Genomic DNA, 22,763 nt, shown 5'->3' with positions numbered 1-22,763 from the left:
TCCTTCTTTATTTAATATGTGAAATTAAGACCAAAGTTTACTGATTTCAGTTGTGGATAATATTGGGCCGAACCGCCTGTCATTTCCGGGTCCATAATATCTAACTTATCGAACGTTAATAAGTTCGTACCGTTAATATATAACCGTAATCCGTTGATAACTTTTGTTTTTTCTAATATAGATTTTGGGAAAGTATATGATAGTTCAATGTTTTTCAGGCGCAGGTAGTTACCATTTTTCATCCATATACTTGATGCACGGTTGTTGTTACTGTTTCCTCCTACATAGGCACGCGGATATTTGGCTCCTGTATTTTCGGGCGACCATGAGCCGTCTGACAAATAGCTGTAATAGTTACTGGAGCCGTCGAGGAACATGGTGGTTCCATATCCTTCCAGCATAATGGATTTATGAGCTGCCCCCTGAAACAGTGCCGTCAGTTCGAAACCTTTCCATCCGCACGACAAATTGAACCCGTAGATAATTTCAGGAATAGAACCGTAACGGTCTACAACGATCAGGTCGTTTTCATTGATCATACCGTCGCCGTTTACGTCTGCATATTTGACATCACCCGGTTTCTGGCCTCCATTGAACTGTTTAGGCCAGGTATCGATTTCTTCCTGTGACTGGAAGATCCCGATCGCTTTCATACCGACAAGTCCGGCATAAGGGCGGCCGATTTTTTCAGTCGTCTTATCCATTAACGATACTTTTCCACCGTTGGTACTCAATGTGTGGGTAAATGGCCTGCCAACGACTTTGTAATAATCCGGAGTACTTTCACTCTCATCAAACTTGATTACTTTATTGCGGACGAAACTAAAGTTTCCGCCTATTTTATAAGTGAAGTCGCCAATTTTATGTGAGTGACTGACCGCTATTTCTATCCCCTTATTATCCAGGATACCATAGTTGACGTCAGGCAGTGTGGCTCCGAATGTTTCCGGTATCGTTCTGATCTGAGGGGCTAAAATGTCTTTTGTCCTTTTGGAGAAGAAGTCAAGTTCAAAGCTCAGTAAACCTTGCCATAACATACCTTCAAGTCCGACATCGAAAGTAGATGATTTTTCCCAGGTGATATTGGGGTTGGGGAATAAATCTTTATAAACGGCAATACTGTTGGTATTTTTTCCACCTATGGTTGCTACATCCGAATATACAAATTCGGACATGTATTGCCATAGTTTTACCTGGTCGTTACCTAATGTACCGTATGAGGCTCTTAGCTTAAGATTATCGATAAAGGAGAAGTTATCTTTAATAAACGCTTCGTTGGATATTCTCCAGGCTCCGGAAACTGACGGGAAGAATCCATATCTGTGTCCTTTGGGGAATGTGATGGAACCATCGTAACGAAAAGATGCTTCAACCATATATCTGGAGTCGTATGCGTAATTAATACGTCCGACCAGACCGTTACGTGCCCACTCATTTGCTTTACCTGCGTTTGTTTTATCCGCATCGCCGCCGGCAGAAAGTTGAGGTACCGAATTGGAAACAAAATTAGTTCGGAAGGCGGAAAATTCATTTCCTTTAGAAGATTCTTCTTCGTACAGGAACAGAAATCCTACATCATGTTTACCGAATGTGCGGTTGTAATTTAAAGATATATTGTAAGTATAACCGTCGCCCTGATCGAATTTCTCATCCAGTTTCGTTTTTTCTCCTACCACTTTTGTGTTTGTAATATCTCCGTTTTCATTTACGTCATACATCGAGTATGGAATAAAGAACTTCTTATTATACATATAATTTTTACCATAGGAGAACATTCCTTTAGCAACTAACCCTTCAATTCCGGGGATTTTATAATCTGCTTTAAAGGTAACGCGGAAATCATTGTAGGTTTCTTTATTATAGCCAGAGCTGTGAACCATTTCCGGAAGGTGTTCTCCATTTGTATTGGCAGGTAAACCGTTCGGATGATAGGCCGGAAGTGTCGGATTCTGACGGGCTACATAGTGAAACAGGTCTTCTGCTTTCCATCCCGGGCTATTGTACGTTCTGGTACTGGCATCTATATCAGCTGCGATAGTGAACCGTTCGGTTACTTTTGCATCGATGTTGGAACGTAAATTATATTTCTTGTAGTCGAAATTGTCGATCAGGCCATCTTCCGAATGATGTCCTAAAGAAACAAAATATTTTACTTTTTCCGATCCCCCAGATAAATTAAGGTTCGCATAATACTGAGGTGCTGTTTTATTAAATGTTTCTTTATACCAGTCTGTTCCCTGGCCACCTGTTCTGAAGTTATCCAGTTGTTCCTGAGTGAAAATACGGTTATCGTTAGGACTGACGCCATCCATCAGGTATGCTTTGTTACGGGTGGAAGCCCATTCATAAGGAGTAGCAAGATCCGGATAACGTGTAACGCTTTTCAGTCCATAATAAGTATCCAGTTTTACGGAAGGTTTTCCGTCTTTTCCTCGCTTGGTTGTTACAAGAATAACGCCATTGGCTGCACGTGCACCATATACGGCGGCTGCTGCTGCATCCTTCAGGACGGAGATCGTTTCTACTTCATTCGGATCCAGATTGCTGAAATCGCGTTCTATGCCGTCGACAATCACTAGCGGGTCACTATTGTTCCAGGTTCCTTGTCCACGGATTAAAAGCTTAGAACCTGAACCAGGTTTTCCGGATTCGTTTACAGCGATCAGACCAGGCATTTGTCCAACTAAAGCATCACTTAAATTTGATGTTGCTGCTTTTTTAATATCATTTTGTGCGATGGTCGCAATTGCTCCGGATACACTGCTCTTTTTCTGTACACCGTATCCAACAACAACGATCTCGTCCAGATTCTGTGTATCTTCAAGGAGTTTTATATTAAGAGAGGTATTGTTTCCTACTGTAACATCCTGAGTCAGGTAGCCGATATAAGAAACCTGGAGCTTTGAGCCTTCCGGCACATCCATAGTAAATTTTCCATCAATGTCTGTGATTGTTCCGATGGTTGTTCCTTTTACCGATACGTTGGCTCCGATAATCGTTTCTCCTTTTTCGTCTGTAACTACTCCATTAATGGTACGTCCTTTTTGTTGAATAGAAGGAAGAGTATCTTTCGATTCTTTCTTCATTAACATGATATTTGAACCTTCCATTGCAAAAGCGATATCTGTCTGGTTGAAAGCTTTATTCAGGACTTCAATAACTGTTTGATTATTTGCCTGAATGGTCACTTTACGATTTAGGTTCACTTCATGTTTGTTGTATACAAACAGATAGTCTGTCTGCTTTTCGATCTCTTGCATGAGCTCCTGCGTTGAAATATTTTTAGCGACAATAGACACTCTGGTTGTTTGTGAGGTCGCTTCTGTAGCAAATATTCCGGATACAAAGATAAAGAGGTATACAAATACTAATTTCATAATACGGAATGTGTATTTAAAATGTGGTTTAAGTGGGATAAAAGAATCCCCGTACAAAATATTTTTCATACTTTTGTAGACTGTGTTAGTTAATACTTAGATATTTAAGGAATGAAGTCGGGTATTGACTTACTTTAAACCGGGGAGTGTTGGAGCACTTTCCGGTTTTTTGTTTTGTTCATGTCTTTTACGTCATAGGCTAACTGTTTTTGTGATTAGTTTATTTAATGGTTATCAGATTCAAGTCATTGTCTTTTATGTAGGTAAACTTGTTACTTAACTGAAGAACTCTCAATACATGTTCAACACCATCTTTTGTCCTGAATTTTCCTGAATAGCGATTTTTGAGTAACTTTTTATTCTGTACATCGATCTTTACATCATAGTATAATTCGAGTTTGTCTATCATTTTACCGACCGGTTCATCATAGAAACAGATCAGGCCTTCTTTCCATAAGAAATAGGTTTGATGTTCTATTACTCCTTTTTTCAAGATTCCGTTTTCTATATATGTGCGGGTATTGGGTTCCAGGCTAATCTTGGTATCTGTTGCAGGCGAAGAAACCTCGACAGCTCCCTTTAATAAAGAAGTCTCGAAGACAGGAGAGGTAGAGTAGGCTGTTACATTGAATTCCGTTCCCAGTACTTTTATATTATATTTATCGGTCTTAACGGTGAAAGGCTTTTCCATATCTTTGGTCACCTCAAAGTAACCTTCTCCATCTAATGTAACATCACGGCTGCAAGCTGTGAATTTATCAGGGAAGGTAAAAGTCGTTTTAGCATTTAACCAGACTTTGGTTCCATCGGTCAGTGTCAGTTCGGCTCGTTGGCCGGGTGGAACGAAGATAGTTTGCATTTTTGTCGGGTCGATAGTGCCTTTATTCATCATGAGTGAATAAAGGACAGTGAATGCAATTAGGAAGACGGCTGCTATTTTAGAGAATTCGATTGCAATAGTGCGTAATGTCCATCGTTTATTAGCCAAGGGTGAGTTACCCTTGGCAACAGGAGTCGACTCCTGTTGCCAGATAGATATATCGTATAATTTGCGCCGGGCAAGAAATTCTTTCATATTTTCTTTGTCAGCGTCGAGCCAGCGGGCAACATCTTCCTTTTCTTGCGGTGTTGCTTCGCCGGCTATATATCTATTTAATATTTCCTGATTCATTCTCTCTTTTTTATAGGCATGTTTTTGCCTCGCTATTATTAAAACGATTCACAAAGTGATACCCCTAGTGGAAAATGAAAAATTATTGGAAAAAGAAGAAGAAATAGAAGAGGGGAAGATAATCTTTCAGATTCTCCCGTAAAGGTTTTAAGGCTTTGGTGATATGATATTCGACTCCTTTAACAGTGATTTGAAGTTCTTCGGCAATTTCTTTGTTTGTTTTGTTTTCGAAGCGGCTCATTTCGAATACACGGCGGGTTTGCTCCGGTAAAAGAGCTAAGGTTGCGGTGATTATTTGCTGTACTTCGGTAGAGAATATGTCTTCGGGATTGCATGCTTCCAGGGTGGAGATGCGGATATCCAGTTCTCTTTGTTTCATGTCTGTCAGCGATTGAAGCGCTTCCGTCTTGATTGCTTCATGTTTCAGGTGGTCGAGTGATTTGTTTTTTAATGTCGTCAGTAGTAAGGCTTCGATATGTTCAATCTCCTTTTCTTTCAGTATTTCCCATAATTTTATCAGGACATCCGATACAATGTCTTCGGCAATACACTCGTCGTGAACATAAGATTTGGTGAACAGAAAAGATTTTCTGTAGTATTTAGTATATAAAGTATTGAAGTTATGTATTTCAGTCCCGATCATTTTCTCTCCTTGTTTTCACAATAGTCGTTGGGGACAAATGTAGGGAAAATAAATATAAATCAAATCTCATTGATAAAATATTGATAGGTGAGATACCTGAAGGAAAGAAAATAGCAGCATAATGAAACCGGCCCCGGTAAGGTTCGGGTCAAATAAAAGAGTGTTGTCGGCGATAAGTTGAGAGGGAATATGCGTCCTGTTGAGTACAGGGCACGGTATTCGGGGCCGGCTTCATTACTACTATTTTAGTATTAATTAAATGTATACGTAACTCTCACGAGTTAGTTCGTTAATCCATTTCAAATATAGAACCTCATTCGGAGGAAGTTTTGAGACCCCTTTACCGGATGTCGTGGTAAGAGCGGGAGCATTGCTTCCTCCTTTTCCCCGTAATTGCGCTTCTTCTTGCGATGCCGGACCGGCTACACTATCAGACTTTGTCTGTACATCCGGGCAGGCAGTTCGTCGGCACTGCAACAAAGTACACTTACGCAGAGATTCTAAACCATAACCAAAACATAAAATAAAACTTACATAATGCTGCTTGTAGCATCTTTACCATTACCCTGTATCCAGTCGGTAACGGATACCTCTTTTAATGTAAGAGCCTCTCCGCTGAGAGTTAATTTGTAGAGGTATTTATGTCCTTTTTCCCAAACTGTTTGAGCGGGAATTTTGTATTTATATGAACTTCCATTTATTGTAAAGAGGGCTTCAATATCTCCTTCTGCTATGGGACCCGATGTCGGGAATACCCTGATATGCTGCGGATCGCAAAACTCTTTCGTCAGAGTAACAGCTTCTTCAAGGTTCAACCGGGTGGAGGTCTTGCAACCTGCTGTTCCGGTAATTTCGCCGGTTCTGATATCCATCATGCCTCTACAAATCAGTGTGCTTCCTCCTGCCTTGTTACCTACCTGGATGGCACTTAGCTGATAATCTTCGTATTCTCCTTCCTGCAAGTTGATTTGAAAGGAGATAAGAGACAAAGCATGATTCATATTCAGAATCACCATAGGTGAAATACTGTTCACTATTTTTTGACCAACGGCGTGTGTGCCATACATATAGTCGGGAGTTTGAGTTGCATCCGATGATAACCTTACAGGAATACTGGCTGCACTCAGTCTCATTTGCGACTGATATGGATAATAGGCATACACGGTGGCCGGGTCGAAGTTAAGGGAGACTTCCGGCGTTTGTTGCCAGGAGATTTTATTACTAATTAAACTTGCTTTCGCTTTTACATTTATATAATCACTATCTTCATCATATAGGCCACCGTCATTTTCGCGGGTTATCAGTAGCCCTATTTCCGATCCGTCTTTGAATTCTTGCACGAAATTCGCAGACTTTGTAGTTAAAATACGTGTAATAATTCTTAATGGTTTTTCTTTTGCGCTAATACTCTCAATGGCTACGATATTGCCTTCGTTAGAGCAACCTGCCAAACAGGAAATCAGTGTAATAAATAGTAATAAATTTCTCATACTTTTATGCTATTTTTGTATCAAATTTCATATTGCAAATATCCGGCGGTTTGAGTAGAAAGAGGGATCATACGGTATAAAACCACGATGAAATCGTATAAAAACGCATGATGCAAATAATCTAAAGACGTCAAATTGTCTAAATATGGTGCAAATCAACTATTTGAGAGTGCAATTTGTTTATAGATAAACGAGGCGATGGGAGTATGTTAGACAAAATACAGTTTTTATTAAGTATGCAGATAATCGGCCTATGTATTTTAGGCGGTATTATGATGTTATTAAGGTCATTCGGCAACCAGGCACGACATATTTTAGGCTGGAGTATGATTATGTGGGCCTTGATGGCTGTGATCCGAATTACTGTTAATTCTTATGTGGATGAGACGAAGGAAGCATTCCATCCTGATGTACTTATTCCAAGCTGTTTTGTGACAGCCTGCCTTGCCAGTTATGTGATTGAAAAGCTACGTCCTGGTTTTCTTACTTTAAAGCGATTTGCCATTTTTCTTTCGCCCGTTGTGATAGGTGGTTTGTCTTATCTTACTTACCGTTTGTCTGGTGGAGAAATTCATATATTTTATTCGATAAAAGACGTGTTTACGCATTTTAATATGGATGTATTCCTGCGTTTATTGGTGCTGGCGCTTACTCTTTTTTATATGATTTTACCGATATATCTTGTCGTAAAGTATGCTGGTGAGTATACTGCTTATTTGAGTGAGAATGTTTCGGACCCTGAAAATTACGATCTGGTATGGTTGAAGCGGACAATGATCGTGTTGTCGATTCTCTATTTCCTTTATGTGGTCCTGTTGCTGACCGACAAGACAATCTTGTATGTTGTTATTAAGACTATTATGCTGGTTGTTTGGTTTTATTTCTTTTACAAAGCTTTATTTCTCAAGAATATCCAGCTGGATCGTACCTTTAAGAATGGCTGGAATTCTCCGGCGGATGAGCATAATGAAGAAGATGATGATGACGATGAACAGCAAGGTCTTCTTTTCAAGCGTTATGCTGAAGAAGTTAATACCTGGTTCGAAAAAGAGAAACCCTATTTGCGTGATGATCTGCGCCTGACTGATTTACAACGCGTATTTCCTATCAGCCGTTCTTATCTCTCACAACTATTTAATAAAGAGCTGGGAATGTCTTTTTCCGATTATGTGAACCAGTTCCGTGTAGAAGAGAGCAAACGCCTGATGGATGCCGAACCTTTGGCCAGTATTCAGGATATTGCCGAACGTTCCGGCTTTCATTCTATCAGTACGTTTCGCAGGGCGTTTACCAAACATACCGGTATTATTCCTTCCGAGTATAAGAGAGGATAATCCTATCTTGTATGATATGATAAGATTGCTTACTTTTACATCCTGTTGAAGAAATAACTCTTGTCATGAATAACACTACTACTGCACGTCCGCATATCGTATGGTTGGACGCACTTCGTTTCGTTGCTATCCTGATGGTGATAGCTTGTCATTGTACAGATCCGTTTAACGCCTCTCCGGAATCGCGTGGCAATCCCGAAATTAATTTCTGGGGATCGGCCTATGGCTCTATGTTGAGGGCTTGTGTCCCCCTGTTTGTGATGATGACAGGCCTTCTGTTGTTGCCGGTGAAGCAGGAGGCTTCTGTCTTTTATAAGAAACGTATTCCGCGTGTATTTTTTCCTTTCCTGATCTGGTCGGTATTGTTTAATCTGGCTCCGTGGTTTATTCAATGGGTGGGAGGAAGTGCGGAGCTGGTGACTGATTTCTTCCCTTGGGCGCCCGATCCTTCAGCCTCTTTGGTTGACGGACTGAAAGATATTGCTATGATTCCGATCACATTTACCGTATATGCAACACCGATGTGGTATATTTATGCACTGATCGGCTTGTATTTGTATATACCTGTATTTTCGGCCTGGGTGGAGAAAGCGTCCGATAAGGGGAAACGTTCGTTTTTGATTGTCTGGAGTGTCTCACTGTTTATACCTTACCTGGTGGAGTTTGTTTCGAAGTATGTGTTCGGAACCTGTTCGTGGAATGCGTATGGGCTGTTCTATTATTTTGCCGGTTTCAACGGTTATCTGTTGCTTGGCCATTATCTGGGGAAAGGAAATGATTGGTCGGTCGGTAAGACGCTGGCGGTATCTGTTCCTTTGTTCCTGATTGGTTACCTGATCACTTTTACTGGTTTTCGTTATATGACTTCCGATCCGAATGTGAGTGAAGAGGGGATGGAACTCTTCTTTACCTATTGTTCTCCGAATGCGATGCTGATGACGGCTGCTATTTTCCTGCTGGTTCAGAAAGTTCGTATTACGTCACCTTTGGTTTGTCGTGCTTTGGCTAATCTGACAAAGGTCGGATTCGGGGTGTATTGCGTGCATTATTTCTTCGTAGGGCCTTCTTATCTGCTGACGCTTTGGCTAGGTATTCCTATTCCGGCAATTGTTCCTATTTCGGCTGTCTTTACGCTGGCTGCCACCTGGTTGTTTGTTTATTTGTTGAGCAAGTTGCCTTATTCAAAGTATATTATCGGATAAAGATCTTCAATAGCTGTATATCTATTTTGTGCAAATGATGTTAAAAGCAGGAGTAGAGAGTATACTGTATCGGTATAAGCACTACTTTTGTGTTGTAAAACATATTTATCGAATATGTTTAGGCAAAGAGATCGTTTTAAATAAATAGAAATGCGCTATGAAAAAGGTAGTTAGTAAATGCATCAAATACCTGGAAATACTGGGTGAATATGCGATGCAGAAGTATGGGATAGAATAGAATCTTTTCAGTGTTGGGGATATCCGTAAGGGTGTCCCTTTTTTATTTCTGCTTAGCGGAAGATAAATGCTGCTTCGGGCTTATTCTATGGCTGGTAATAGCCGTAAGGTATCAGTTCCTCTACCTGTTTGATTTCTTTGAGATAACATTCGCTAAGCAAGGTCAGTCGGTTGGCTATTTTGTGTACTTCGCGGAAGTTATGGTCTGTCAGGATAATTCCATGGCTTTGGGCGCTTTCGGTCATAAGCTGCCGGATTTGTTCGGCTACGACAGGGGAGACTCCACTGAAAGGTTCGTCCAGTAGGATGTAAGGCGCTGGGCTGAATAGGGAGGTTTTGATTTCCAGATAGCGTTGTTCTCCGGTCGATATTTCACAGATACGGGAGGTTCTGAGCCGGAGAAGCATCTTGTCGGCAAGGAAACGTTTCCGGTCTTCCGGGGCGATACAAAGCTCTACTATCTGTGATACTTTCAGGTGTGAAGGAAAGGAAGGATGTTGTGGCAGATAAGCGATCAGTCCGGAATGGAAAGCCGGTCCGTTTATAACCTTTCCGTTGATGCGGATAAACTTCCGGTCGGCTTTCAGTGTCCCAAAGATGATATTCAGCAGGGTTGATTTGCCTGTCCCGTTTCGTCCGAAGAGGGCAATGATATCTCCCCGGCAACATTTCAGGTAAACATCCAATAGAATCGGACGATCACCGAAAGATTTCATTACGCTATCTATTTCAAGGCCTGTACACATAGCTCAATGATCTGATAAAGTAGGTGGCAGCCAATAAACATAACAATGAATGTAACGATCCAGAGTTTATATTTGCTGATTCCCTGATTATAATAGAAATAATATTCTTCTTTTCGTGTCAGTTCCTTATAGATATAATCGAATCCTAATCCGAGCGTGGGGATAAAGCGGAAGAATAGCTTAACAGGTTCAAAACTCCCATCGGGAATGAGTCCACCCATAAAAGCAAAGATAAAGCTTGTCAGAACACTGAATTTTAATGTGCTGAGGAAGAATGTCCGGTAAAACCGGTATTGTGTTTTCCATCTTTGCAGGCTGTCCATAAACAGTCGGTTTATCGGGATAATTGATTTTTTGCTAAGATATTTAAATCCGGGGAAATAGAGGAGGTATTCTTTTTAATAAAGTATAAAAGGGGATGAATCAAACTCATCCCCTTTGTTGGCTTATCTTGCATATTGAAATGGTTAATTGCTTTCTATCAAGAATGTGCTGAAAATCCCTTTGTGATCACTGGGCCATGTACCAGTTGGTTTTATGAACTGATCTTCAGAATCATTCTCAATAATTTCTCCTTTCAATATATTCTGGGACGGACCTACGATGACTGCGTTTTCCAGACTCAGTGATGGATCAGGATAATAATAAATAAAATCTATTCTGTCCCTTTCGTCCCTATCAGGCAGCCAGACCAGCTTATTCAGGTCTGCATCTCTATTTCCGGCCGGGAATGTAAACCCAGGATGTGTTACTGCATCAGGATATATTTCGCGGTAAACATCTTTGAACCCTGCATCATATAGTAATACGGAGCAGTCCCAGTTTATAACCAAACCGTTATGATTTCTCATATCTTTGGTATTTTGCTGCCAATCCAGATGCGACGGTTCATTGAAGTCGCCGCCTAATATGACCAGGTTGCCTTTTTCAATTTCTTTTCCGGCATCTTCCAGTAAAGCTTTGACGCCTTCATCCCGAAAAGAGACTCTATTAGCTGCCAGTATGGAATCTGCATTACTTACCGGTTCCGGCAGTTTTTTCCAGGTTGTACCGCTGTAACCCCGGGGAAGATAACATTCATAATGAGTCCAGTCCCAATGTACAGAATAGGCAATCAGTTTCTTTGCACCTAAACTGATTGTCGCTTTACAAACAGGGTTAGGTCTTGATTTATCGGCGAGTGTGAAACATGAGCTGACTTCATCCATTTTGATCTTTGACAGGACGCCCATTGTTTGTTTAAGATTTTCCCCGTAATACTGTTTGCCTCTCTTTTTCAGTTCACTGGTGAGATAATCCATAAAATGCTTTTCTTTTTGACTGAATATCTCACAGAGGAAAACGATGTCCGGATCTGTCTGATCAATAATATCTACAATCCCTTTAACTCCATTGGGTACGGTTTCACCTTGTCCCCATAAATTTAATTGTAGAACTTTCAGAGTATCGTTTTTTTCTGTAGCACTGTATACAAAGAAGGGGAACATGGAAATTATAATCGCCAGGCTTATAATTCTTTTCATTTCAATATCCACATTATTTTGTTATTATTATCGATCCCTTCATATTGTGATGCAACAGCATTGTCTACGTTTTCTTTGTTGTAATCAAACTCTTTTGTAGGATACATCCACCGTACCGGAATTTTATCCTTTTCCGCATTCCTGTTAGTAAGAGGATTGATTGGCAAAACTGGATAACCGGTTCTCCTGTATTCATAATATGCGTCAAAAGGATATTGCATATAATAAGTTAGATATTTCTGAACAATGATTTGTTTAATCTTGTGTTCCGTATCGCCTTTCAGCATGATAGGTTCACTGTTCTGGTAAGTACCGATATAGTCTTCTGTAATTATTTTGCCATGGTGATACATTTTGTCATCAGGCGTGTTTTCTCCGATAAATGTCATTGAAGCCTTGATTCCGGCGTTGTAATATTCTGTTGCATTTCCATTAATCCAACCTCTCAGTATTGCTTCTGCCAGAATAAAACATTGCTCTGCATAGCCGACACGTGTATAGGGTTCGCCGGCTGGAATATCGGTATATCTTAAATTAATTGCCGAATAAGCACCTTTGGCATATTCAGATTTTATATCCGAGAAATCAGCTACCGGATCAAGACCGATATAAGCATCGACATCATCTGGTTGAAGTCCTTTATCAGTCATAGTTTTAGCCGGCTGGGCAAAATAGAAAAGCCGGTAGTCGTTATAGGCTTTTAAAGTATCTACAATGACACTGGAAATTGTAGCATAAACATGATGTTTTGATGTTGCTTTATTGTATGGATACAACTGTCCGGATTTATTGGAAAATACCAGCTGGAGGTTATCTTTGTTGGATTCCATCAATGGTTGATCGTTGAAGATCCGGGCAAAACGTTCTTTGATATTTAATCCGGGATCGTTTTCCTTTTTCGACAAATACATCAAGACTTTTAACCGGAATGTATTGGTTACTTTCTCCCATTTGGAAACATCCCCCTGGAATACCGGGTCTCCATCGAATGGGCTGGCAAGAGAAAACAAGCGGGATGCTGTTTCAAGATCGTCCAGGATTGTTTTCATCACTTCTTCCTGAGAATCATACCGTGGCTTTGTATTGTTGAATTCTCCCTGGAGAGCATCGCTGAAAGGTATGTCACCGACTTGCATGGATAAATAGAATAACTTATATGATTTAGCAAATAAAGCTAATGCCTCATATGCATTTTTGTATTCTTCTTTTGCCAGTTCTTTCATCTTTTCTGCGTTGATGAGCATAGTATATCCGGAAAAATCGGCTCGTCCCAGCACATTATAATTATAGTCGTGCAAATACTCCAGCCAAATCATTTGCTTAGCTAAACAGGCATCCTGAATAAAGTTCGCAGCGTATCCGTCAGGGGTAACTATATCCAGTATGACTGAAGTTGCTATTAGAGATGATGTTGCTGTTTCTACAGTATTCGGGTTCGTATTCAGTTGATCGAAATTGGAACAACCGGATATCATCGCGCAAAGGATGACGTATACTATTGATTTTATCTTTTTCATATTCAGTATCTTTTAGAAATTAACCTTTAAATTGCATCCAATCATTCGTAAAGAAGGAGAATTCAGATTCTCTTTCGATTTGTCAGGATCGGAATATTTGAAATCTTTCGTCCAGATGAACAGATTATTTCCTATTAATGAAACGGAAGCATGTTTCATTTTCAGTTTGTTGCATAAATTCGATGGGAGATTGTATGTAAGTGCCAGTTCTCTCAACTTAATGAATGTCTGGTCATAGAGATATTGTTTTCTGGCTTGCCAGACATTTCCTGTTCCACTGTATAGATTCATGTAACTTTCATATGAGACAACTTTATCGTTAGGAGCAAACACACGGTCGTCTCTGATAATATTTCCATTCGAATCACGGTCGACACTACCAGAAACTACTTTTACTCCTTCACCGATGAAAGTTCTGTTCCCATTTACCACTTCTTCGTATCTGTATTGATTATCAGTTCCTATATGGGCACCCGACATCCACAACGCCTGGTCGATCACGGAGTGCGACATTCCTCCGATCCGGCCGTCGATGGTAAAGGAGAGAGTTACATTTTTATATTTCAAGGAGTTACTGAATCCGAATATCCAGTCCGGATTCGTATGTCCTGCTTTGGATGTGTATTGGCTAGCGATAGGATAGCCGTTTTCATGAATGATGTTTCCATTCGGATCGCGTTCCCAATCATAACAATCGAGCCAGTCCCAGCGTTCCCCTTTCTTTACCCAGTCTTTCTGGGTTGAATATGCCGGATCGATTTTTGAATAATAGTATCTGTCTGATGACCAGTTGACTGTTGCATTCCAATCCCAGTTTTTGTCTTTATAAATATTGGCATTGAGAGAGATTTCTATTCCTTTACGGGTATGTTCCTCGTCAATATTGATCAAAGTAGATTGAAATCCACTGGCATCACTTATTTTTGCATCTGTCGTCAGGTTATAGAAAAGCTTTTGATAATAAGCGATATCAAGATTCAGTCTGTTCTTCAGGAAATGTAGTGCTGTACCGATTTCGAATGAACGTGTACTGCTGGGGTTAATCACGGCTCCTCTGATCTTTGTAGGATAAGTAGCGCCGTTCAGACCATCCCAACTATTGGTTTTAATGGTATATGCCTTATTGGTATCGTATATTGACAGATCTTTTTTAGTTTGAGTCCACGATCCTCTCATTTTCCAGAAATCAAGCCATGATGGCATAGGTATAAATTCAGACAGAACAATACTGGCTGATACAGAAGGGTAGAAATACGAACGGGTTTCAGATGGTAACGTGGATGACCAGTCATTTCGTGCAGTTATGTCTAAAAAGAATGTGCTTTTCCATGCTGCAGAGGCTTTACCATATACACTGTTTACCTGCTTCTTCTCTAAAGTACTATTCATTTTAACAGGATCGACAGATCCATACAATGAATAATAACCGGGTACGGTCAATCCATTTTGTGTTTCATTTTGCAGCCAGTCGTTCTGATAAAAATAGATTGTTCCTCCGACAAAACCGTCTAATGAGATATCTCCGAATTTGTGATCGGCGGTGATCAGGAAATCATTGTTGATACTATATCCTCCTGAACGTTTTTCCGCATAATATCCTTTTCTATCCCAGCCTCCTGCTGCTCCGATAGAATTTCTCCATTTTTCCCGGTTACTATACATATCCAGACCGGAGCGAAGCGATACTTTCAGCCATGGTTTAATTGAATAGTTTGCCGATAAATAACCGTTGACTATGTCGTAATCACTTGAGTGGATTATTTCATTTGCAATGAAATAGGGGTTGTCATACCAAAGTGTATTGGGCCAGTTTTGTTGCTCATTCTCTTTGTCTTTAATCCAATAGTTTTTATAATCCCTTATATCCAGATCGCTTCCATTCCATACCAATAAGTTATATATGTAGCCACCTGCACCGTATCCTGTACCAAAGTCATTGGGATAAAACCTCTTGTTGTATGTCAAACCTCCTTCTACGGATAAGTTGCTGAATTTCATATCACCGCCAACAGAATAAGTAAGTTTGTTCAGTTTGGTATTCGGATATTGTCCCTTATTATAAATATGAGTCAATGAAGTCCGGAAGCTACCGTATTTCCCTTTTTGAGTAACACTCACATTGTTGTTTGTTACAAAGCTGAATTCAAGAAAATTTTTGAAGTTATTTTTCCCTTTTGATACCAAAGGCATTTCTCTCCATTCATAGGTATAGGGATCGTATTGCTCGGCAGTCCGGCCAATATCTAATTTGTCTCCCCAGAGTAGTTCGTTTGAATTGTATTTACCATATGCTCCCGCGCTGTATGAGGTCTGGACTTTAGGTAATTTTAGAAAACCGGCTTCGAACATGGTACTGCTGTTAACATCTATATTCAGTCCTTCTTCTTTTCCCTTTTTGGTTGTGACCATAATAGCTCCGGAGCCACCTCGGGAACCGTAAAGGGCTGATGCTGTTGCCCCTTTTAAAACATCGACGGATTCTATATCATCAGATGCGATATCTCTTAATGTGATATTATTATAAGGAACGCCATCAATAACCAATAGAGGTTCTTCGCCTCGCAGAAGGATAGAAGGAGCTTCATTGAATTCGGTACTATTCTGTACATTCAAACCGGCAATTTTTCCTGTAAGCGCAGTTCCTACATCAACTGATTTTACGGTAGTCATTTTATCTCCCCCAACTTTCTGTACAGCATATCCTAACGCTTTCTCCGAACGTTTGATACCTAAGGCAGTGACTACGACTTCTTCCAGGTTTTTAGAATCTTCCTGCATGGATATTAACAATGTCTTTTGGTTGTTGACAGAGACATCTTTGTTCTGATAGCCGATATAAGAAAACACAAGATGGGCATTAGCCGGAACTTCAATCGAGAAATGACCGTCGATATCGGTTACAGTCCCGGTCGACGCACTTCCTTTCAAAAACACATTGGCTCCGATGATAGGTGTGTTTAGCTGGTCTACCACAGTCCCTGTAACTCTGATAATGGGAACCTGGGGAGTGCCTGCCGATGGATCGGAGTGGGATATGGCACGTTTGTTGCTGATTGAATGTATGGATATGTAGTTATCCAGTACTTTATAGGTAAGGCCTTTATTTGCCAACACATTGTCCAGAACCTCTTTCACAGTCTTATTGTTCGCATCGACCTGGATGGGTTGGGATAGATTGATATCCTTATCTCCATATAGGAACAAATAATCGGTTTGTCTCTCTATTTCGGTAATCAGTTCACCGAATGAAATATTATTTTTGGTAATGGTGATTCGTGCTTCCTGCGAATGGGTATTGACCGCATGTAGCTGGAAAAATAGTACGAATATGAAAAACACGGATAGTCTCATAATACGAATAATGTGTGTTAATTCATCATGTTTAAATACATAGCATAGTTGCAACAAGTTTTTTTTCATAACTTTGCTGATAGTTTAAAGTTGATACTGTTATCTGTCTCGAAATGGATTTGATAGTATTGGCTCTGTAGGGTAAGTGGTTCCAACACTTACCCTTTTTGGCCCTATCATGATAGCTCTTTTACTTCATGGGCATTTGATTTTATTGGTTAGACATAGATTATTGATTAGTAAATTTCAAATACATTTTCACTTATTCTCTTAAAATTGAAATGGTAAACATTTTGTAAAGCACCCAGTATTTTTTCAATTTCTTCGCTTTGTCGGAATTTACCGGATATCTTTTCAGTAAGAGCAATTGTTCCGATCACTTTGAATCTTACATTATACCAAAGAGACAGGCAATCCAGTATTTCGACAAAAGGCTTTGATTTGAAATTGAATATGCCGCTCTCCAGATAATCTTTATTATCAAAATCAGAGCTGGATTTGACCATGACATCGTTGATGACTGATACTTTTTCTCTGGGTTTTAATCGAATCATTTCATTCTTGTTATCTTTGTTATACACAAGTACAGAGCCTTCTACCAGGTTGGTTTCAAAACGAGATATTTCGGTATAGGCAAACACATTAAATTCTGTACCTAATACTTCCACATTAAACTGCTGTGTTTTGACAATGAATGGTCGTTTGGGGTCTTTTGTTACTGAAAAATATCCTTCTCCGTCTAACTCGACAGTACGGTTATTTCTCTTGAATTCATTGGGTATTTTGATTTTGCTACGCGGACTTAACCATACGGATGTACCATCAGCCAGTCTCATATTTACGCGCTGTCCTTTGGGAACGTTTATTTCAGTGTATAGATCCTTTTGCAGATGTTGGGTGTATTCCTGAGAGGCGAACCAGGAACCGACTATCAGGATCAATGCTATACCTGCATATTTTAGAAGATTGATCTGGAATTGTCTGGCTGAACGTTTACTAAGCCGTTTGTCAAAATCCCGGATTCCTCTGATGGTATTTGCTTCATCTTCCTTCCGGTCGATCAGTTCGGAGATTGCGAGCGCATTTTTAGTACGTGCAAATTCCTTTTTGGCTTCCGGATCTGTTGCCAGCAATTGAAAAAATGCTGTTTTTTCAGCTGAGGACATCTCTCCTGAGAAATATTTATCTAACCTGTCATTCATGTCAAAATTGTTTGTCTCTATATTAAAGACAAAAGCATCGGAAGTTACCACCAAAGGAAAATGAAAAAAGTTGTTTTTTTGATGCAGACGGAATATTATCTGCTTTTTATATAATGAAAAGCAGGAGAGGAAGGTAATCTTTTAACTCGACTTTTAATTTGCGCAAGGCAATAGACATCTGATTCTCAACTGTATTGACGGAGATTTCTAATCGTTCGGCTATCTCTTTGTATTTTAATCCTTCTATGCGGCTGAGGATAAATATTTCCCTGCAACGTTCCGGTAATTTACCGATCACTTCGTCAATCAGATTTTCAACCTCTGAGATCGTGAGGAATGATTCATCAAATTGTTGGAGTGAATATAAATTCATTTGTATTTCCTGTTCTTCGGTCGTTTCCAGGATTCTTTTCTTTTCGTTTATATACAGGCTGTGTTTAAGGAAGTTCAGGCATCTGTTTTTGACCAGAGTGAAGAGGAAAGCATCCATATTATCAATTGTTTTAAAAACTTCCGGATGTTCCCATAGATAGAGGAAAATATCTTGTACGATATTCTCTGCATCTTCTTCAGCAATGACATAAGCTTGTGAGAAGCGTGTCATTTTGATAAAGTATGTAGAGTAAATCTGTGAGAAACATTTTTGTGTTTCCAGTGGGTTTCTTTGTTTTATCTCGTGATTTTTCAAGTTTTTTCTCCTTTATCTCTGTGGCAAAGATAATTAATCTTTCTTTCTTCAAATAAATATTCCCTCTTACTTTGCGAAATCTCTGAATTGTTTCGAAAGTAAGAGGGAATAAATTCTTAGCTATAGACTTACTATAAGTATTTTTACTTTACAATAAAGTTATCTTTTAGTTTAATGTCAGTGGAAGAAGCACCGATGCGGACTTCAAATTCGCCCGGTTCGACTGTCCATTGCATGTGTCTGTCCAGAATTTGTAAATCTTCCGGAAGAAGAGTAAAAGAGACGGTGCGGGTTTCTTCCGGCTGCAGGGAGATACGTTCGAAGCCGCGCAGTACGGATTCGTAAGCGATTACACTGCTTACTTTATCGCGGACGTATAATTGCACTACTTCATCACCGGCGCGTTTACCTGTATTGGTCACATCGACTGTGACTGTAACCGGGCTTTGCGAATAGGGTGTTTCCTGCTTGATTGCGAGGTTTGAGTAAGCAAAGGTTGTATAACTCAATCCGTGGCCAAAAGGGTAAAGAGTGCCTTGTACGCGGGTGTTTCCGGAACCATTAGGGCCTGCAAAGTATTGTCCGTCCTGCGAACCGGGTTTGAAGGGGAAGTTAAGCTCGATCTGTCCGATTGTTTTAGGGAAGGTGACAGACAAACGACCCCCTGGATTGTAATCACCGAAGAGGGTTTGTGCAATAGCTTCTCCACCGAGTTGACCGGGGAACCAGGCTTCGAGGATAGAAGGGATATTACGGTCTGCCCAGTTGATCGTCAGCGGTTGGCCGTTGATAAGTACAAGAACGACCGGTTTTCCGGTAGCGTGCAAGGCTTCCAGCAATTGTTGCTGACGGCCGGGAAGGTCGAGGCCTGTGCGCGATTTACTTTCGCCCGTGCAGCTTTCATCTTCTCCCAATACGGCAATGATCACATCGCAATCGGCTGCGGCTGAGGTTGCTTCTGCGATTGCCTGCTTTTCTTCGTTGGTAAGCGGGGTAGGGACGATCTCGCTATCGGGCCAGTTGGCATCTTTTATTTCACAACCTTTGGCGTAGACTACTTCTGCCTGGTTACCCAGATAACTTTTAATACCGTCGTAAACCGTGATATTATCCAATCCCTGCGGGCCGTAACGGCTGATCATATAGTTGGTTTCTTTAGCCAATGGACCTGCGATAAGCACTTTCTTTGTCTGGTTCTTATCCAGAGGAAGCAGGTTGTTCTCGTTTTTCAGTAGAACAAGTGACTGCTGTTGCATATCCAGCACGAAATCGCGGTGTTTGTCGGCTCCGACAATCTTATCTGCGGCTTTCGGGTCTTTTACATACGGCGAGTCGAACAGGCCGAGTTCAAACTTTACACGTAATACGTCGGCTACCATACGATCGACAGATTTCATGGATAATTTCCCCTCTTTTACCAGCTTGCGTAGTGGGAGAATATAATCTTCCGGATGGGTGAAGTTGGTACGTACGTTAAGCCCGGCTTCCACAACCTGGCGCACCGCTTCTTCATAAGAATCGGCCACGTGATGCTTGGTTTGTACGAATTCTACGGCTTCGCTATCGCTTACCACGTACCCTCTGAAACCATATTCCTGACGCAGCAGTTCAGTGAGGAAGTAATAGCTGGCGGTAACGGGTACACCGTCCCAGTCGTTGTAACTGCTCATTATACCTTTGGGATGGGCCTTTTGTATTACTTTTTTGAAGGGATATAAATGAATTTCATGTAGTTCGCGGGGAGCAACATGCGGATCGGTGCGCACAGCTGCGTCACGTCCGCCTTTCGGAATGCTATATACGGCGAAGTGTTTCAGGGTAGAAGCTACGCCGTTTTGCTGGATGCCGTTTACCATTTGTATGCCGAGTTCGCCGACCAGATAAGGGTCTTCTCCATACGTCTCGAGTACACGTCCCCAGCGAGGATCGCGGGCAACATCGAGGATGGGAGCATATACGTTGTTATATCCTAAAGCTTTGGCCTCTTTTCCAGCAATATCACCGGCTTGAAGTACCAGCGAACGGTTCCAGGTACTACCAATGTTGATCGGGGCGGGCAGGGGAGTTGCTTTGGTATGGTTCAGTCCGTGAATGCCTTCGTTTGAGAAGTCGACAGGGATACCCAGGCGGGTTTCTTCGATAAACCAGCGTTGTGTCGTGTTGATTGCTTCGGCATGGTTGCTGAACGGGTAGATCATTTCCGGTGTACGGCGACGAGCGCTTCCTACTCCATTTAACTGTTCGTCGATATTGGCAATACCGTCTTTCCAGATCTCGTTCTTCCATCCTTCGGTGGGAAGTGAGTCTTTCAAGACACGCCCGAAGCCGTAAAGGGTTGCCATCTGACAGCTTTTTTCTTCCAGCGTCATCTGGTTGAGCAGATCTTGTACACGTGCCTCAATAGGGGCGGAGGGATCCTCGTAAACGTCTTTTACGCCGTTCTTATTCAAGTCTATCCATCCTTTTTTATAGATCGAGTCTTTGGCTTGCATAGTACCGGTCCCGAGGCAGATCGCTACTAATAATGAATATTTGAAATTCATGCTATTATAGGATTAATATGGTTTGTTGTAACGTAAGACCGTATGGTCGGTAATCATTAGCACAAAGTTAACAATTATCAACCATACGGTCAATGATTAGTAGCTATTTAGTTGGATGGGATTATTTTACGTCCCACCACAGACGCGCGTCGATCTTGTTGTTTGCCGACTGGGCGTTATAGTTTTCTGTGTTCATAGATGCTTCTTTCGAAGGATACAAGAAACGTACCGGAGCATTCTCCTTATTCAGTAAAGCACCGTTTTCGCGGTCGTCATCCAGGACAGGCAGGTCTGTACGGCGGTATTCTGCCCAGTTTTCATATATCTGCAGGAAACCGAGGTGTAACCATTTCTGGGTAGCGATCTGCTCTAATGCTTTTGATGAATTGAACTTGAAGGTTGAAGTGGCTAACCAGCTACCCAGCGTTCCGTCGGATACGTCTCTGTTGGCGATATTCATATCTTTTCCTTTCTCTGCATCGCTGTTCTTATAATATTCGTAGTAGTTTTGAATAGATAAGATAACTCCTTTGTTATAGAACTCTTCTGCATTTCCGCTAAACAAGCCACGCTGTGCAGCTTCTGCCAGGCAGAAATAAACTTCAGCAGCAGTCATACCGATACCTACCGGCAATTGATAGTTTTTACGGAAAGTAACTGTATTAAGACATCCGTAGATTTTGAAAAGTTCAGTTCCATTCGGTCCGTTTACCAGAGCGATTGCTTTGTCGGCAGAAGAAGGATAACCGATGATCTCTTTGCTATCTTCGTAAACATCCCCTTCGTCATCTGTTGCCGGCTGATAGAATACCACCAGACGCGGGTCGGTAGCTTCTTTCAGTAAGTTAACAGTGAATTCGGGTGCATACATATAGTAACTTTGTGCTTTGGAATGACTTTCGTTCATAGCACGCCAGATACCGTCAGGAGCAGTACTCTGGTTGTCTACCTTAATATATGTGTTATCGCTGTTGCTGGTGATCAACTGGTCCAGTGAAAGTTCAGCCAATACTTGTTTAGCCTTATCAGGATCGACATTTGAGATACGCATAGCATAACGCAGGCGCAATGAGTTGGCAAACTTGTACCAACCGTCGCAATTACCTTTGTAGATAATATCCTGCTGTTTAAATATATTGCTAGTAGATGCTGTCTTGAAATAAGCGGCAGCAGATTTCAGGTCTTCCAGAATAGAATAATAAATATCTTTCTGAGTATCATATTTCGGTTTGAAGATGACGCTTCCGCCATAGACAACATTACGTGCGGTGAAGGCTTCCGAATAAGGCATATTGCCAAAAAAGTCGGTGGCGATAGCTGTGTTGTATGCTTTCAGAACCTTACCTGCCTCGACAAAGGTTTGATATTTGTTCTGTTCGTCCGGTGACAGGGTAGCATACATCTTGTCTATCTCGGTCAGAGTGCTCATACGGGTTACGTAGTAGTTTTCCCAGCGGGCCTTATCGTCCTGAATGTTCTGATACAGGTTGACACGGTCTTTTCCTGCCTGGCGGGCAGTTGTCTGGATATAGTTTCCGATCAGGCGGAAGTTGTAATTGTATGTATCGGCGTAATCGTTTTCGATCGCTTTCAACGCACCTTTGGAGAAAAGGTATTCTATTTCTGCCGAGGTAAATCCATCCGGATTATTGTGCTTGTCGTCCAGTTTGCTTTCGCAGGAAGAGAAGGCTACGACGGTGCCTAGAAGCAGGCTATATAATATATGTTTCATAAAAGTT

At 41.1% G+C, this 22,763-nt stretch carries 15 protein-coding genes; 2 read left to right on the top strand and 13 right to left on the bottom strand.

Translation table 11 applies throughout. The annotated features are described in order from the left end of the window. Positions 1 to 11: 11 nt before the first annotated feature. From QZ076_RS10945 to QZ076_RS10930, 4 genes are all read right to left on the bottom strand, one after another. Positions 12 to 3,377: a TonB-dependent receptor gene (locus QZ076_RS10945; RefSeq protein ID WP_293713323.1), complete on the bottom strand. Its 3,366-nt coding sequence runs from the start codon at positions 3,375 to 3,377 to the stop codon at positions 12 to 14. Between the two features lie 220 nt (positions 3,378 to 3,597). Further along, on the bottom strand, positions 3,598 to 4,548 hold the full coding sequence (locus QZ076_RS10940; protein ID WP_293713321.1) for a FecR family protein: 951 nt from the start codon (positions 4,546 to 4,548) through the stop codon (positions 3,598 to 3,600). An 82-nt stretch (positions 4,549 to 4,630) separates the two neighbouring features. Further along, positions 4,631 to 5,191: an RNA polymerase sigma-70 factor gene (locus QZ076_RS10935; protein ID WP_293713319.1), complete on the bottom strand. Its 561-nt coding sequence runs from the start codon at positions 5,189 to 5,191 to the stop codon at positions 4,631 to 4,633. 530 nt (positions 5,192 to 5,721) lie between these two features. Then, on the bottom strand, positions 5,722 to 6,681 hold the full coding sequence (locus tag QZ076_RS10930) for a fimbrillin family protein (RefSeq protein ID WP_293713317.1): 960 nt from the start codon (positions 6,679 to 6,681) through the stop codon (positions 5,722 to 5,724). Between the two features lie 206 nt (positions 6,682 to 6,887). Here QZ076_RS10930 and QZ076_RS10925 point away from each other — a divergent pair, with 206 nt between their 5' ends. Both QZ076_RS10925 and QZ076_RS10920 read left to right on the top strand, forming a co-directional pair. Continuing rightward, a complete protein-coding gene (locus QZ076_RS10925) occupies positions 6,888 to 8,015 on the top strand; it encodes an AraC family transcriptional regulator (protein WP_293713315.1) in 1,128 nt (375 codons plus the stop codon). 65 nt (positions 8,016 to 8,080) lie between these two features. Continuing rightward, on the top strand, positions 8,081 to 9,217 hold the full coding sequence (locus tag QZ076_RS10920) for an acyltransferase family protein (protein WP_293713313.1): 1,137 nt from the start codon (positions 8,081 to 8,083) through the stop codon (positions 9,215 to 9,217). A gap of 323 nt (positions 9,218 to 9,540) precedes the next feature. Here the strand turns inward: QZ076_RS10920 and QZ076_RS10915 are convergent, their stop codons facing one another. The 9 genes from QZ076_RS10915 to QZ076_RS10875 all read right to left on the bottom strand — a co-directional run bounded on the left by QZ076_RS10915 (position 9,541) and on the right by QZ076_RS10875 (position 22,756). Beyond that, positions 9,541 to 10,170, bottom strand: a complete 630-nt coding sequence (locus QZ076_RS10915) for an ATP-binding cassette domain-containing protein (protein ID WP_293713311.1) — start codon at positions 10,168 to 10,170, stop codon at positions 9,541 to 9,543. Between the two features lie 8 nt (positions 10,171 to 10,178). After that, the gene (locus QZ076_RS10910) at positions 10,179 to 10,523 is read right to left on the bottom strand and encodes a hypothetical protein (RefSeq protein ID WP_293713304.1); all 345 of its coding nucleotides are present in this window, start codon (positions 10,521 to 10,523) and stop codon (positions 10,179 to 10,181) included. Between the two features lie 144 nt (positions 10,524 to 10,667). After that, entirely contained in the window at positions 10,668 to 11,723 is a 1,056-nt protein-coding gene (locus QZ076_RS10905) for an endonuclease/exonuclease/phosphatase family protein (protein ID WP_293713301.1), read from the bottom strand. After that, on the bottom strand, positions 11,720 to 13,240 hold the full coding sequence (locus QZ076_RS10900; protein WP_293713299.1) for a SusD/RagB family nutrient-binding outer membrane lipoprotein: 1,521 nt from the start codon (positions 13,238 to 13,240) through the stop codon (positions 11,720 to 11,722). Before QZ076_RS10900 ends, QZ076_RS10905 begins: the two co-directional genes overlap by 4 nt. Before the next feature lie 12 nt (positions 13,241 to 13,252). Next, positions 13,253 to 16,660 (bottom strand): SusC/RagA family TonB-linked outer membrane protein, encoded by a 3,408-nt coding sequence (locus QZ076_RS10895; protein ID WP_293713297.1) that lies wholly within the window; start codon positions 16,658 to 16,660, stop codon positions 13,253 to 13,255. A gap of 167 nt (positions 16,661 to 16,827) precedes the next feature. Then, a complete protein-coding gene (locus QZ076_RS10890; RefSeq protein WP_293713295.1) occupies positions 16,828 to 17,793 on the bottom strand; it encodes a FecR family protein in 966 nt (321 codons plus the stop codon). A gap of 106 nt (positions 17,794 to 17,899) precedes the next feature. Beyond that, complete coding sequence (locus QZ076_RS10885) at positions 17,900 to 18,466, bottom strand: RNA polymerase sigma-70 factor (RefSeq protein ID WP_293713355.1); 567 nt, start codon at positions 18,464 to 18,466, stop codon at positions 17,900 to 17,902. A gap of 158 nt (positions 18,467 to 18,624) precedes the next feature. Beyond that, complete coding sequence (locus tag QZ076_RS10880) at positions 18,625 to 20,973, bottom strand: glycoside hydrolase family 3 N-terminal domain-containing protein (protein ID WP_293713353.1); 2,349 nt, start codon at positions 20,971 to 20,973, stop codon at positions 18,625 to 18,627. A 172-nt stretch (positions 20,974 to 21,145) separates the two neighbouring features. Beyond that, on the bottom strand, positions 21,146 to 22,756 hold the full coding sequence (locus QZ076_RS10875) for a SusD/RagB family nutrient-binding outer membrane lipoprotein (protein ID WP_293713293.1): 1,611 nt from the start codon (positions 22,754 to 22,756) through the stop codon (positions 21,146 to 21,148). Positions 22,757 to 22,763: the final 7 nt, after the last annotated feature.

The sequence above is a fragment of the uncultured Parabacteroides sp. genome (assembly GCF_905196875.1).
Taxonomy (GTDB): Bacteria; Bacteroidota; Bacteroidia; order Bacteroidales; family Tannerellaceae; genus Parabacteroides.
This window is presented reverse-complemented; position numbering and strand designations above follow the sequence as displayed.